This window comes from Oxalicibacterium flavum (genome assembly GCF_014635065.1).
GTDB lineage: Bacteria > Pseudomonadota > Gammaproteobacteria > Burkholderiales > Burkholderiaceae_D > Oxalicibacterium > Oxalicibacterium flavum.
This window is the reverse complement of the sequence record NZ_BMCG01000002.1, coordinates 510,335-524,101: the sequence shown is the minus strand read 5'-3', so window position 1 is coordinate 524,101 and position 13,767 is coordinate 510,335. Positions and strand designations below refer to the sequence as shown.

The 13,767-nt window shown below is 59.7% G+C and carries 16 protein-coding genes and 1 tRNA gene; 15 read left to right on the top strand and 2 right to left on the bottom strand.

Going from position 1 to position 13,767, the window contains the following annotated elements; translation table 11 throughout:
* Positions 1 to 15 precede the first annotated feature (15 nt).
* From IEV38_RS05985 to IEV38_RS05960, 6 genes are all read left to right on the top strand, one after another.
* Positions 16 to 651, top strand: coding sequence for a DNA-3-methyladenine glycosylase family protein (locus tag IEV38_RS05985; RefSeq protein ID WP_188395248.1), 636 nt, complete (start codon positions 16 to 18; stop codon positions 649 to 651).
* Between the two features lie 54 nt (positions 652 to 705).
* Positions 706 to 1,680 carry an acetyl-CoA carboxylase carboxyltransferase subunit alpha gene (locus IEV38_RS05980; protein WP_188395247.1) on the top strand — a complete coding sequence of 325 codons (975 nt, stop codon included), beginning with the start codon at positions 706 to 708 and terminating at the stop codon, positions 1,678 to 1,680.
* Between the two features lies 1 nt (position 1,681).
* A complete protein-coding gene (gene tilS / locus IEV38_RS05975) occupies positions 1,682 to 3,085 on the top strand; it encodes a tRNA lysidine(34) synthetase TilS (RefSeq protein ID WP_229728810.1) in 1,404 nt (467 codons plus the stop codon).
* 130 nt (positions 3,086 to 3,215) lie between these two features.
* Complete coding sequence (locus tag IEV38_RS05970) at positions 3,216 to 4,469, top strand: aspartate kinase (RefSeq protein WP_188395245.1); 1,254 nt, start codon at positions 3,216 to 3,218, stop codon at positions 4,467 to 4,469.
* Between the two features lie 95 nt (positions 4,470 to 4,564).
* Positions 4,565 to 4,658: transfer RNA gene (locus tag IEV38_RS05965), tRNA-Ser, on the top strand.
* A gap of 81 nt (positions 4,659 to 4,739) precedes the next feature.
* Positions 4,740 to 5,288: a hypothetical protein gene (locus IEV38_RS05960; protein ID WP_188395244.1), complete on the top strand. Its 549-nt coding sequence runs from the start codon at positions 4,740 to 4,742 to the stop codon at positions 5,286 to 5,288.
* 49 nt (positions 5,289 to 5,337) lie between these two features.
* Here IEV38_RS05960 and IEV38_RS05955 read toward each other — a convergent pair whose 3' ends face one another.
* Together IEV38_RS05955 and IEV38_RS05950 are read right to left on the bottom strand one after the other, a co-directional pair.
* The gene (locus IEV38_RS05955) at positions 5,338 to 5,526 is read right to left on the bottom strand and encodes a hypothetical protein (protein WP_188395243.1); all 189 of its coding nucleotides are present in this window, start codon (positions 5,524 to 5,526) and stop codon (positions 5,338 to 5,340) included.
* 165 nt (positions 5,527 to 5,691) lie between these two features.
* Entirely contained in the window at positions 5,692 to 5,889 is a 198-nt protein-coding gene (locus IEV38_RS05950) for a hypothetical protein (protein ID WP_188395242.1), read from the bottom strand.
* A 274-nt stretch (positions 5,890 to 6,163) separates the two neighbouring features.
* Between IEV38_RS05950 and flhD the strand changes: the two genes are divergently transcribed.
* The 9 genes from flhD to IEV38_RS05905 all read left to right on the top strand — a co-directional run bounded on the left by flhD (position 6,164) and on the right by IEV38_RS05905 (position 13,710).
* Positions 6,164 to 6,481 carry a flagellar transcriptional regulator FlhD gene (flhD, locus tag IEV38_RS05945; RefSeq protein WP_188395241.1) on the top strand — a complete coding sequence of 106 codons (318 nt, stop codon included), beginning with the start codon at positions 6,164 to 6,166 and terminating at the stop codon, positions 6,479 to 6,481.
* 33 nt (positions 6,482 to 6,514) lie between these two features.
* Entirely contained in the window at positions 6,515 to 7,063 is a 549-nt protein-coding gene (flhC, locus tag IEV38_RS05940) for a flagellar transcriptional regulator FlhC (RefSeq protein ID WP_188395240.1), read from the top strand.
* A 93-nt stretch (positions 7,064 to 7,156) separates the two neighbouring features.
* Positions 7,157 to 7,891: a class I SAM-dependent methyltransferase gene (locus IEV38_RS05935; RefSeq protein WP_229728805.1), complete on the top strand. Its 735-nt coding sequence runs from the start codon at positions 7,157 to 7,159 to the stop codon at positions 7,889 to 7,891.
* A gap of 177 nt (positions 7,892 to 8,068) precedes the next feature.
* Positions 8,069 to 8,929, top strand: a complete 861-nt coding sequence (gene motA, locus IEV38_RS05930) for a flagellar motor stator protein MotA (RefSeq protein ID WP_188395239.1) — start codon at positions 8,069 to 8,071, stop codon at positions 8,927 to 8,929.
* 55 nt (positions 8,930 to 8,984) lie between these two features.
* Entirely contained in the window at positions 8,985 to 9,941 is a 957-nt protein-coding gene (gene motB, locus IEV38_RS05925) for a flagellar motor protein MotB (RefSeq protein WP_188395238.1), read from the top strand.
* A gap of 53 nt (positions 9,942 to 9,994) precedes the next feature.
* Positions 9,995 to 10,540 (top strand): chemotaxis protein, encoded by a 546-nt coding sequence (locus IEV38_RS05920; RefSeq protein WP_188395237.1) that lies wholly within the window; start codon positions 9,995 to 9,997, stop codon positions 10,538 to 10,540.
* Positions 10,541 to 10,600: 60 nt separating this feature from the next.
* Positions 10,601 to 10,966: a response regulator gene (locus IEV38_RS05915; protein WP_188395236.1), complete on the top strand. Its 366-nt coding sequence runs from the start codon at positions 10,601 to 10,603 to the stop codon at positions 10,964 to 10,966.
* 69 nt (positions 10,967 to 11,035) lie between these two features.
* Positions 11,036 to 13,177: a chemotaxis protein CheA gene (cheA, locus tag IEV38_RS05910; RefSeq protein ID WP_188395235.1), complete on the top strand. Its 2,142-nt coding sequence runs from the start codon at positions 11,036 to 11,038 to the stop codon at positions 13,175 to 13,177.
* 41 nt (positions 13,178 to 13,218) lie between these two features.
* A complete protein-coding gene (locus tag IEV38_RS05905; protein WP_188395234.1) occupies positions 13,219 to 13,710 on the top strand; it encodes a chemotaxis protein CheW in 492 nt (163 codons plus the stop codon).
* The last annotated feature ends 57 nt before the right edge of the window (positions 13,711 to 13,767 follow it).

The following is a 13,767-nucleotide window of genomic DNA, read 5'->3' as shown; positions in this document are numbered from 1 at the left end:
TGCATGGCAAAGGCAATGACCGCTGACGAAGTGCGCATCCTTCCCCCGTACTGGGAAGAGGCCAAGGCCGAGCTCATGAAGCGCGACCGCATCATGCGCAAGCTGATCCCGCAGTTCGGCGATCTGCACCTGGCCAGTCGCGGCGAGCCGTTCTCGACGCTGGCGCGCTCGATCATCGGGCAGCAGATTTCGGTCAAGGCGGCCGACAGCGTCTGGCGCAAGTTCCTCGAAGTCTGTCCCAAGTGCACGCCGGTGCAGGTCATCCGGGCCGGCGACAAGCTGGCCGGCTGCGGCCTGTCCAAGCGCAAGACCGAATACATCCTCGACCTGGCCGACCATTTCAAGGCAAAACGTGTTCAATGTGACAAGTGGGCCGAGATGGATGACGAAGCCGTCATCGCCGAGCTGGTGCAGATACGCGGCATCGGGCGCTGGACAGCGGAGATGTTTTTGATATTTAATCTGCTCCGACCGAATATATTGCCGCTGGACGACGTGGGTCTGCTGGCGGGCATCAGCCGCAACTATTTTTCAGGCGAGCCGGTTTCGCGCAGCGATGCGCGCGAAGTGGCCGCCAATTGGGAACCTTACCGCACGGTCGCGACCTGGTATCTCTGGCGCAGCCTGGAGCCGGTGCCGGTTTCCTATTGAACGCATGCACGATACGAATGACTGCCGCTTCGTGTCGAATCAGATGGAGGCACGATGAGTAAAACCACTTTCCTCGGCTTTGAACAGCCGATTGCAGAACTCGATTCCAAGATCGAGGAACTGCGCTTCGTCCAGGACGATTCCGCCGTCGATATCTCGGAAGAGATCGAGCGCCTGTCCAAGAAAAGCCAGCAACTGACCAAGGACATCTACGCCAAGCTCACGCCGTGGCAGGTGTCGCAGATCGCGCGTCATCCGCAGCGTCCCTACACGATGGATTACGTGAACGAGATCTTCACCGATTTCCACGAACTGCACGGCGACCGCACCTATGCCGACGACCTGTCCATTGTCGGTGGTCTTGCGCGCTTCAATGGCCAGCCCTGCATGGTGATCGGCCATCAGAAGGGCCGCGACACCAAGGAGCGCAGCATGCGCAACTTCGGCATGCCCAAGCCGGAAGGCTATCGCAAGGCGATGCGCCTGATGAAGCTGGCCGAGAAGTTTGGTTTGCCGATCTTCACCTTCGTCGATACGCCGGGCGCGTTCCCGGGCATCGATGCCGAAGAGCGCGGCCAGTCGGAAGCGATCGGCCACAATCTGTACGTGATGGCGGAACTAAAGGTGCCGCTGATCGCCACCATCATCGGCGAAGGCGGCTCCGGCGGCGCGCTGGCGATTGCGGTCGGCGACGCGGTGCTGATGTTGCAATACTCGACCTATTCGGTGATCTCGCCCGAAGGCTGTGCATCGATCCTGTGGAAATCCGCCGAGCGGGCGTCCGACGCGGCCGAGGCGCTGGGCCTGACCGCGCATCGCCTGAAGGCGATGGGCCTGATCGACAAGATCGTCAACGAGCCGCTCGGCGGCGCGCATCGCGATCCGCAGCAGATGGCGGCGCTGCTCAAGCGCGCGCTGGCCGATACACTGCGCCAGTTCCAGGGCGTCAAGACCAAGGACCTGCTGGCGGCACGCCACGAGAAGATCATGGCCTATGGCAAGTTCAAGGAACTCAACGCCGCGGAATGATGTGAATTCTTCTCTTCCAGAGGAATACGAACGCGCGTTGGGAGAAATCCGGACGCGCGTTTCTCTTTCCGCCCCCGATCTCGATACGCGCCGCATCGCGGTCGCCTTCAGCGGCGGACTCGACTCCGCCGTGCTGCTGCACCTGGCGCACGCGCATGCGCAGCGCCACGGCCTGACGCTGCATGCCTTCCATGTCCACCACGGCTTGAGCCCGCACGCGGATGCATGGCTTGCGCATTGCCGTGAACAGTGTGCGAGCCTCGGTGTGGTTTTCGATGCGCGACAGGTCTCTCTGGCGGATGCGCGCAACGGCATCGAGGAGGCGGCGCGCACCTTGCGCTATGCGGCGCTCGGCGACATGTGCCGCATGCATGGCGTGTCTATGCTGCTGACGGCGCATCACCAGGATGATCAGGCCGAGACCGTGCTGCTGCAACTGCTGCGCGGTTCGGGCGTGGCCGGGCTGTCCGGCATGGATCGCGCCAACCAGGCTGCCGATCTGCTTGGAGATTCTTCCCTGTGGATGGGCCGTCCTCTGCTCGATGTCTCGCGCGACATGTTGGCAGCATGGGCGGCACAGGAAGGAATTGCGCATGTGGAGGACGAATCGAATGCGGACCCGCGCTATGCGCGCAATGCCTTGCGTCACCATGTCATGCCCGCTTTGGCGCACGATTTTCCCGGGTTCCAGCGGCGCTTTGCGCGAACTGCACAGCATGCGCAGTCGGCGCAGCGGCTGCTGATCGAACTTGCCTCCCAGGACCTCGGCAACTGTCTGGAAGGCGACAGCATCGATATCGGACGGCTGGCCGGCTTCAGCCGTGATCGCATCGACAACATGCTGCGCTACTGGTTCGGATCGCGCGGCGTGCGCATGCCTTCGACGGCGTGGCTGGACGAGATGCGCACGCAACTGTTCGAGGCCAAGGACGATGCACAGTTGTGCGTCACGCATGCCGACTGTGAAATCCATCGTCATCGTCAACGTGTCTTCATGACACGCCGTCTCGATCCGGCTTCTCTGTTGCTCGAGCCGCAGATGTTTCGCTGGCAAGGAGAGGCGAAATTGCCGTTTCCGACATTCGGTGGCGTGCTGCATGTGGAAGAGGCGGACGAAGGGATGGATGCCGACTGGCTGGGCGCGCAGGAGTTGACGCTTGCGCTGCGGCGCGGTGGCGAGCGCCTGAAGCCGGCATGGAACAGGCCGACACGCAATCTGAAGGCGCATTATCAGCATTGCGACGTGCCGGCATGGGAACGGCCGCGTCTGCCGCTGGTATTTGCAGGCCGGCAATTATTGTATGCGGCGGGGATCGGCATGGATTGCCATGCGCTTGCGCCAGGCGAGGGCAGGCGTTTGTGTTTTCGCTGGGAATTCGAGGCAGCACCGCTGTCTGGTCAATAAGGCCAGACCGGCGCCCGACAGCGTGACGGCAAGCCGCAAAGCCTTGTCGGACTTGTCATTATGGCCCGCAGGCTGTAAAGTCGAGGGTTGATTTTTCACGCTTTTCCCTTTCAGCGGCCCAATTCCCCCTATGCCTTTAATCGTTCACAAATACGGCGGTACGTCGATGGGCTCCACCGAGCGCATCCGTAACGTCGCGCGCCGCGTGGCCAAATGGCACGACGCCGGCTACCAGGTCATCGTGGTGCCTTCCGCCATGTCCGGCGAGACCAATCGCCTGATCGGACTTGCCAAGGAAGTCATGCCGCAACCCGATCCGCGCGAGCTCGACATGCTGGCCTCAACCGGTGAGCAGGTATCGGTGGCACTGCTGTCGATGGCGCTACAGGCGATCGGCAAGCAGGCGGTGTCGTATGCGGGCTGGCAGGTCGCCATCAAGACCGATTCGGCGCACACCAAGGCGCGCATCCAGTCGATCGACGACGCCAAGGTGCGCAAGGACCTCGACGCCGGGCGCGTCGTCATCATCACCGGTTTCCAGGGTGTGGATGATGAAGGTAATGTCACCACGCTGGGACGCGGCGGTTCCGATACCTCTGCCGTCGCCGTGGCCGCCGCCATGAAGGCGCAGGAATGCCTGATCTACACCGATGTCGATGGCGTCTATACGACCGACCCGCGCGTCGTGACCGAAGCGCGCCGCCTCAATACCGTGACCTTCGAGGAAATGCTCGAAATGGCTTCGCTGGGCTCCAAGGTCCTGCAGATCCGTTCGGTTGAGTTCGCCGGCAACTACCGCATGCCGACGCGCGTGCTGTCGTCGCTGACCGATCCCATGATTCCGCTGGAAGAGGAAGCAAAATCCGGCACCCTGATTTCGTTTGAGGAAGATACCAACATGGAACAAGCCGCCATCACCGGCATCGCATTCAATCGCGACGAAGCCAAGATCACCGTGCTCGGCGTGCCGGACCGTCCGGGCATCGCGTATCAGATCCTGGGCCCGGTCGCAGACGCCAACATCGAAGTCGACATGATCATCCAGAACCAGTCGGTCGACGGCAAGACGGACTTCACCTTCACCGTACCGCGCGGCGATTACGCCAAGGCGATCGACGTGCTGGACGCCAGCGTGAAGAACCACATCGGCGCCGCCAGCATCCAGGGCGACACCAAGGTGTCCAAGGTCTCGGTGGTTGGCGTCGGCATGCGCAGCCACGTTGGCATCGCATCGCAGATGTTCCGCACGCTGTCGGAAGAGGGCATCAACATCCAGATGATCTCGACTTCCGAAATCAAGATCTCGGTCCTGATCGACGAGAAGTACATGGAGCTCGCGGTGCGCGCGCTGCACAAGACTTTCGATCTGGAAAAGAGCAATTAAATGATCTTTGCGCGCTTGCTCCGGTTGACCGGGCAGGCGTGAAAAGTTATCATGCTGGACCCTTGCAACAGCGGTAGCGCGTGCTGTGCAGGTGTGGAGACGTGGCCGAGTGGTCGAAGGCACTTCCCTGCTAAGGAAGCATATGGGCTTAAACCTGTATCGAGGGTTCGAATCCCTCCGTCTCCGCCAAAAGAATCAAAAAGCCCTTGATGAGAATCAAGGGCTTTTTTCATTGATGGGCGTGATCGATGTCCCATCCGGTACATTTTATTGAAGGCAGAGCAGTTGAATATCAAACGAAGCAAGCGTTGGAACGGCGAGATCGCATCATTGACGCCGGAGTATCTGAAGGAAGTGGCAGGCAGGATGGAGTCATACGGCGACCGCGTCCGGTTTGCCCTGAACGGAACCGGTGCGGAGCCGGAGTACCAGGTCATCAACGCCTTTGAAAAGAAGATGGCGTTCGATTCCCGGCATCATCTTCTGCGTACGGAAGAAGAGGCGTTTTCGGACGTGAATGCGACCAGGATTTTGTCGCTGGAGCAGGTCAGGAACCTGATCGCTCATGCCGGCACGCATGCAGCGGGTGCCGCGCGTACGGTGCGCAAGAGCAGTGTGCGCAGTGCTGCCGGAAAGCCGGTTACGGCGGCGCGCAAGATGGAGGAGAACATCGACGCGCTCAAATATGCCTATTTCAAGGAGCACAGCGCGACATTGCCGGAAGAGATCAAGGCTTATTCGCAGGAAATCACGCAGTTGATGAAGACCGGCCTCAGCGCCGAAGAGGCATTCAACCGCATCCTTGCCGAGCATTTCTGAATGCATGAAAAAAGCCCGCATGCCGCGGGCTTTTGTTTTTGGACTGTCGCTACAGGCGGTAGATCTTCTCTCCGGTTTGCACGATCCTGAATTTCGCATCGGACAACGGCTCCAGCAGCCGGCCGTCATTGAGCTTGTAGTGCCGGGCCAGCGGCGGATTTTCATCGTCCTGATAGACCTCGACATGGTAGCCGGTACCCGTTTTCCCCTTCGCATCGAATTTCTCTACTAGATCCATTGCAGTCTCCTTTGGGTGATTGTCTCGCCACCAGCGGTGGCGATCGGGTTTGTATTGTTATTTTTATATGTGGCTCGGTCCATCTGCGACCGGTACAGGCCGGGAAGGCTCCGGCGTGCCCGTCTATCTTAGGCCAAAAGCGAGGTGTCGAAAATTTTTTTGGCATCACCCTAAAGTTCGCATTTCTGGTGCCGATAAGCTCAATACGGTTGTCAGGTTTTCCCAAAAAATCGAAAAAATATTTTCGTGGAACCCTAAAGTTCCGGAAAACCCTGCCGTTAGAAGAACTGGATGTGGCGGAAAAGAAGCATTTTGTTCCGCAAGTGCCCCGATTTTTTGAACAGAAAAGCGGCTGGTGCTCACACAAAATCCAGTTTTTTCATGCGTTTTCGCGCATGAACATCTGCTGCGGTAAAACGCGCAGGTCCATTATCCAAGCGGTTCTTGTCCTGATTTTGATCGGGGCATGCAGAGTGCTGGTTGACGTTTGTAAGACAAACGCCTACCGGCTTTTTGTCGTCTCTACTGTATGAAAAAACAGAAGGGAGCCAATTTCTGCTGATCGAACGCCCCGTCAGAATGCATTCCACCGGCGAACACATTTGCGCTGCTGAACATTCACGACGAGGGATCGATCATGACCAACAACGATATCATTGCTGAAATTCGCGACGCCAACCTGGGTTACCTGATGCTGGCGCAACAGATGATTCGTGCCGACAAGGCAACCGCGGTGTTCCGACTCGGTATCAGCAATGAAATCGCCGACCTGATCGCGGGCATGAACAATGCCCAGATCCTCAAACTGGCTGGCACCAACATGATGCTGGCACGCTTCCGCTTCGACGATGGCGCCATCCTCGGCATGCTGACCAACTACAGCAAGGACCGCTCGCTGGCGCAGTCGCATGCCGCCATCCTGATGGCAGGCCAGGCCGTCGAGCAGATCGCCTGATCGTATTCCTCATTTCATCGGGCGGAGCAACACATGGCCAAGAAAAGCGTGGTGGCGGAATCGCAGGAAATCCAGCTGGCGATCGAACTGATCAACCTGGGTGCACGCCTGCAACTGCTGGAATCGGAGACGTCGCTGTCGCGCGAGCGGTTGCTGAAGCTGTACAAGGAATTGCGTGGCGTCTCGCCGCCCAAGGGCATGCTGCCGTTCTCGACCGACTGGTTCATCACCTGGCAGCCGAACATCCATTCCTCGCTGTTCATCGGCATCCACAAGTATCTTGTCGAACATGCACAGATTTCCGGCATCCAGGCCGTGATGAAGGCTTACCGCCTCTATCTCGAACAGGTCGAACCCGGTACAGATGGCGAACCGGTCCTGTCGCTGACCCGTGCCTGGACCCTGGTGCGCTTTTTCGAGAGTAAAATGCTGGCGACGGCCTGCTGCGCGGAATGCGGCGGCCACTTCGTCGTGCATCGTCTCGACTTGAATGCGAACTACACCTGCGGTCTGTGCCACATGCCGTCCCGTGCCGGTAAAACCAAGCGTGCCAAACAGGACAACTCGCTGATGGTGGCCTGATCCGGGTTTCATCCTTCGGATTGCTGCGTGAAAAGAAAACGGCGCCGCCGCGCAAAACCAAGTTCCGCCCCATCCTTCCATAGAGCGCCAGCATTGCTGGCGCTTGTTCTGCAAGTCCTTTCCTTCGTTGTCACCCTGATCCTGGTCGTCGCGCTCGACGCTCTGTTCGGCGTCGCATTGCATGTGATGGCCGCAGCGGCATTGCAGGGCGCAATCGCGACGATCGCCTCGCGCTGTTTCCGGCAGGAGGCGTGGTGGCAGGCCATTCAGTTCTTCTTTCCCATTGCACTGGTCCTGCTGCTGGGTTTGCATCTGCCGCCGCCGCTTTTTCTGGGCGCGTTTCTGATCCTGCTGCTGCTTTACTGGAGCACCTTTCGGACCCGGGTTCCTTTTTATCCATCCGGTCTTCCTGCCTGGCAGGCGGTCGAGCAACTGCTGCCGCAAGTGGGCGAGGTGCGATTCATCGACATCGGCAGCGGGCTGGGCGGGTTGCCGCTTTATCTGGCGCGCCAGAATCGCAAGGGAACATTCATCGGAATCGAGATTGCGCCGCTGCCCTGGCTCATCAGCAGGGTGCGCAGCCGCCTGTCGGGCACGGGCGTCCGCTTCGAGCGAGGCGATTACCAACGGTTGGACTTTGGTCAGTACGATGTAATCTTCGCCTATCTGTCGCCGGCGGCGATGCCGGCGCTGTGGCAAAAGGCGCGTGCCGAAATGGCACCGGGCACGCTGTTGCTCAGCCACGAATTCCCCGTACCGGACGCACCGGCCGAGATCGTGATCCGGCCGGCGGAGGGCGGTCCAGCCCTCTACGGCTGGAGAATGTGAAATTTATTGCCGGCCGGTTTGCTTTCAAGCATCAAGTTCCCCTCATCCCGGCCGTTGAATGGGTATGGCGCCCCTTGGCCTGCCCATCGCTGATCCGTTTTACCGGCTCCTCGAGTTGCGTGCAGGCAATCATTGCGGCAATAATGGCAAATCAACTCACTCTAGCGGAGCCGTCGCTTGTTAGTCATCATCGGTTATATCGTTGTCCTGGGTTCCGTGTTTGGCGGTTTCGCATTGGCTGGCGGGCATCTGCATTCGCTGTTTCAGCCGGTCGAACTGCTGATGATCGGCGGCGCGGCGACCGGCGCTTTCTTCGTTGGCAATAACGGCAAGGCCATCAAGGCCACTCTCAAGGCACTTCCGACTGCGCTCAAGGGTTCGAAGTACAACAAGGCGTTGTACATGGAGCTGATGACCCTGCTGTTCGAGATTCTGAGCAAGGTGCGCAAGGAAGGCTTGATGTCGATCGAAGGCGATGTCGAGGATCCGGAGGAAAGCCCGATCTTCTCGAAATACGCGGCCGTGCTGGCCGATCATCATCTGACCGAATTCATGACCGACTATCTGCGGCTCATGGTGTCCGGCAACATGGATGCATTCCAGATCGAGAACCTGATGGACAACGAGATCGAGACCCACCATACCGAGGGCGAGATTCCGGTGCATGTCATCGGCAAGGTCGGCGACGGCCTGCCGGCATTCGGCATCGTGGCGGCGGTGATGGGCGTGGTGCATACGATGGCATCGGTCGGCCTGCCGCCGTCCGAACTCGGCATCCTGATCGCCAACGCGCTGGTCGGTACCTTCCTCGGCATCCTGTTGGCCTATGGTTTCGTTTCGCCGATCTCGAGCGTGCTCGAGCAGAAGCTGCACGAATCGTCGAAGGTGTTCCAGTGCGTGAAGGTCACGTTGCTGGCGAGCCTGAACGGTTATGCGCCGGCGCTTGCGGTCGAATTCGGCCGCAAGGTCCTGTTCTCGACCGAACGTCCATCGTTCGTCGAGCTCGAGGATCACATCAAGCAGTCCCGCAACAAGTAAGTTCGTATGCGACAGGATGTACACATGCGAACCGCATATCTGAACGGGGGGCGTCATGGCTGACGAAGGATTGCGCCCCATCATCATCAAGCGCATTAAGAAGTCGAGCGGCCATCACGGCGGCGCGTGGAAGATCGCCTATGCCGATTTCGTGACGGCGATGATGGCTTTCTTTCTGCTCATGTGGCTGCTCGGCTCGACCTCCAAGGGCGACCTCGAGGGTATTGCCGACTATTTCGCCACGCCGCTGAAGGTAGCGATGGCGGGCGGCACCGGCAGCGGAGACGCCTCGAGCGTGATCCAGGGCGGCGGCAAGGATCTGACGCGTATCGAAGGCCAGCAGCAGCAGGGCGAAGATCCCAAGACCCGCAAGCGCTTCGACCTGAAGGAAGCCGAAGCCGAACTGGCGCGTGCCGAAGCACGCCGCCTGCGTGCACTCAAGGAACGCATCGAAACCGCGATCGCCAACATTCCGAGCCTGCAGCAGTACAAGAACCAGTTGCTGATCGATATCACGACGGAAGGCTTGCGCATCCAGATCGTCGATGAACAGAACCGGCCGATGTTCGCATTGTCGCGTGCCGAGCTGCAGCCTTATACCAAGGTCATCCTGCACGAGATCGCCAAGACGCTCAACGACATTCCGAACAAGGTCAGCCTGTCCGGTCATACCGATGCCACGCCTTATGCAAGCGGCGAACGCAGCTACAGCAACTGGGAACTGTCGTCCGATCGGGCCAATGCTTCGCGGCGTGAACTGATTGCAGGCGGACTGCAGGAAGACAAGATACTGCGTGTGGTCGGCCTGTCGTCGGCAGTGCTGTTCGACACTGGAAATCCCTACAATCCGATCAATCGTCGCATCAGCATCATTGTCATGAACAAGAAGACGGAAGAGTCGATTACCCGGGAAAACCAGACCGTCGATGTACAGAACGAGGAAGCAGTACAGCAGGCGGTCGGGCAGGACGCGGCGACACCAGGCGAGGCCGATGTCTCGCCGCCACGCTGAAATGTCGATTCGGATATGCGTATTGCAGCCCCAACAATGATGAGTTCGCTTCCATGACTACCACCACTTCGCTGGCACCCAGGTTGCAGGATGTGCTGTCGTCGCTGTCCGAGCATGGCAGGCTGCATCTGAACGAGGTAGAGACCGACCTGGTGCAGACCAATCTGCTGTTGCAGGAGGCGATCACCAAGCTGGGTGCAAGCTTCATGGCGATCCATTCCGCCATCCAGGCCCAGCAGCAAATCGTCGAGCGTGTGCTGGCCTCGGCGCAGGGCATGGAAGAAGCGAGCCGATCGCTGCGCGACAACGCGGCGGAAATCGGCGTGCATGTCAATGACGCGGTGACCGGATTGCAGTTCCAGGACATGACGGACCAACTGATCTCGCGCACGCTGCAGCGCGTCGTCGGTTTCCGCGATGTGCTCGAAATACTCGGCACCGATGGCGACACGGCGGCGGTGCCGGCTGATGCCGATCTGTCGGCATTCCTCGATCGCATCAAGGTGCTGCTCGAGAAGGAAAGTGTCGGCCTCGATCAGGTGCTGCGCAAGGCAGTGGGACAGACGCACATGGAAAGCGGTGATATCGAGCTGTTCTGAAGGTGAATTTTTCGTGCAGGTGGCGGTGCTGCCTGAAAACAGAATTGAGCGGGAGTGAAAATGGCAAAGACGATATTGGCGGTCGATGATTCGGGATCGCTGCGACAGATGGTGGTCTTCAGCCTGCGCGCGGCCGGTTATCAGGTGACCGAGGCGGTGGACGGGCAGGATGGTCTCGAGAAGGCGAAATCGCAGGTATTCGACCTGGTGCTGACCGATCAGAACATGCCGCGCATGGATGGCTTCACCCTGATCCGTTCCCTGCGCGCGCTGGCAAGCTACCAGAAGGTGCCGATCCTGGTCCTGACCACCGAATCCAGCGACGAGATGAAGGCAAAGGGCCGTGCCGCCGGCGCCAATGGCTGGCTGGTCAAGCCGTTCGATCCCCAGCGTCTGACCGAAGTCGTGAAAAAGGTGATCGGTTGATCGAAGTCAAGACGATGAGGCGACGCACAGGTACTGTGACGGCCAATGTGAAAAAAACGGGGTAGCAAGATGACCATCGACATGAGTCAGTTTTTCCAGGTGTTCTTCGACGAAACCGAAGAACTGCTGGCAGAAATGGAAAAGCTGTTGCTGGCAGTCGATATCGAGGCGCCCGATGCCGAGGATCTCAATGCCATCTTTCGCGCGGCGCATTCCATAAAAGGCGGCGCGGCGACCTTCGGCATTACCGATCTGACCGAAGTCACGCATGTGCTCGAGACGCTGCTCGACAAGATCCGCCAGGGAGAAGTGGCGCTGACGAGCGAGCATGTGGATGCCTTTCTGTCGGCCAAGGACGTGCTCAAGATGCAGCTCGACGGCCATCGCCTGCATACCGATGTCGATCGCGACGCAGTAGCGGACGTGCGCATCATGCTCGAATCGCTGGCGGCGGAAGCGGGCGCGCATGTGGCGCCGCAGTCCTCCCAGCCGGGACAGGAAGCGCAGCAGGCCGCGCCTTCCGCGGCCGGAGGCAAGCATGTGTTTCGTGTGGTGTTGCCGTCACAGACCGTGGCGCGCGATGTCGATGCGCTGGCGGCGGAACTGGGCTTGCTGGGCGATATCGCGCGGGCCGTCCTGCCGGACCAGCGTACCGAATTCAGGCTGACCACTTCCGAAGGTGTCGATGACATCATCGCCATCTGTTCCTTCATCCTCGAACCGGACGACCTGCAGATCACCGATGAGGGAGCGGCTGCCGCGGTGGCGGGCGACGAGGAGGGCAAGGGATACGGTTTCTTCGAGCCGCTGCGTTCGGAGATTGCACAGGCCGAGGCGACCAGGGAGCAGGAAAACGCGCAGGGATACGGTTTCTTTCCGCCCTTTGTGCCGAAGGAATTGCCGCCGCCAGGCGCCGACGGACAGACGATGGAGGCGGCGGGCGCACAAGAACAGGCCGACGCTGCGGCTGCCGAACGCAAGCCGGCGGTGCGACGCGAGGACAAGACGGTGTCGGCCAACGCGGAATCGTCGTCGATCAGGGTCGGTATCGAAAAGGTCGATCAACTGATCAATCTGGTCGGCGAACTGGTCATTACGCAGGCCATGATCGAGCAGCGCACGCTGGCACTCGACCCCATGCAGCACGAACGGCTGCTCAACAGCGTGTCGCAGCTCACGCGCAATACGCGCGACCTGCAGGAAGCCGTGATGTCGATCCGCATGATGCCGATGGATTACGTGTTCTCGCGCTTTCCGCGCATGGTGCGCGATCTGGCCGGCAAGCTCGGCAAGAAGGTGGAATTCGTCACCTACGGGGCCGCCACCGAACTCGACAAGGGGCTGATCGAGCGCATCGTCGATCCGCTCACGCACCTGGTGCGCAACAGCATCGATCATGGCATCGAACTGCCCGAGGCGCGCCTGGCGGCCGGCAAGGTCGCTGCCGGGAAACTGTCGCTGTCTGCAGCCCACCAGGGTGGCAACATCATCATCGAGGTCAGCGACGACGGTGGCGGTCTGAACCGCGAACGCATCATGGAGAAGGCCCGGCAGAACGGCCTGCCGGTGGCCGACGACATGCCGGACAGCGAGGTATGGCAACTGATCTTCGCCCCCGGTTTCTCGACCGCGGAAGCCGTGACCGATGTGTCGGGACGTGGCGTCGGCATGGACGTGGTCAAGCGCAACATCACCGCAATGGGCGGCGCGGTCGAGATCGCGTCGAGCCGCGGTTTCGGCACCACGATATCGATCTCGCTGCCGCTGACGCTGGCCATCCTCGACGGCATGTCGATCAAGGTGGGCGAAGAGATTTATATTCTGCCGCTTGGCTACGTGGTGGAGTCGCTGCAACCAGTATCGGACGACATCAAGGAAATCGCGGGGCAGGGGCAGGTCATCAAGGTACGTGGCGAGTATCTGCCGCTGATCCCGCTTTACAGGATTTTTGACGTGACGCCGCGCTTTACCGATCCATCTCGCGGTATTGTAGTGATACTGGAATCGGAAGGACGCAAGGCGGCGCTGTTCGTCGACGATCTGGTCGGCCAGCAGCAGGTGGTGGTCAAGAACCTGGAATCCAACTATCGCAAGGTGGCTGGCATTTCCGGCGCCACGATCCTCGGCGACGGCGGCGTGGCACTGATCATCGACGTGGCGGCATTGCTGCGTTCGAGCCGGCAACTGAATGACGAATCCATTTATTCCTGATTTATTCCTGACTAACAGAGAGTTCCGAGAAGGAGAGACACATGAACGATCCCCTGAAAAACAGCGCGACCGGGACCGAAGCCGGCAATGAATTCCTGGCCTTCAAGCTGGGCAAGGAAGAATACGGCATCGATATCCTGAAGGTGCAGGAAATCCGCGGTTACGAGGCCGTCACGCGCATCGCCAATGCGCCGGACTTCGTCAAGGGCGTGGTCAACCTGCGCGGCATCATCGTGCCGATCGTCGATATGCGCATCAAGTTCAATCTGGGCGAACCGACCTACGACCAGTTCACCGTGGTCATCATTCTCAACATCGGCGGCCGCGTGGTCGGCATGGTGGTTGACAGCGTATCCGACGTGACCACACTGTCGCCTGAGCAGATCAAGCCGGCGCCGGAAATGGGAACCGCATTCAATACCGATTATCTGATCGGACTGGGCACGCTCGACGAGCGCATGCTGATCCTGGTCGATATCGACAAGCTGATGTCCAGTTCCGAGATGGGACTGATCGAAGCGATGGCGGCCTGAAGACGAATACGCTGCAGCCTGAAAAGGTGCGGCAGTATATGCGGCAGGCTAGGCGGG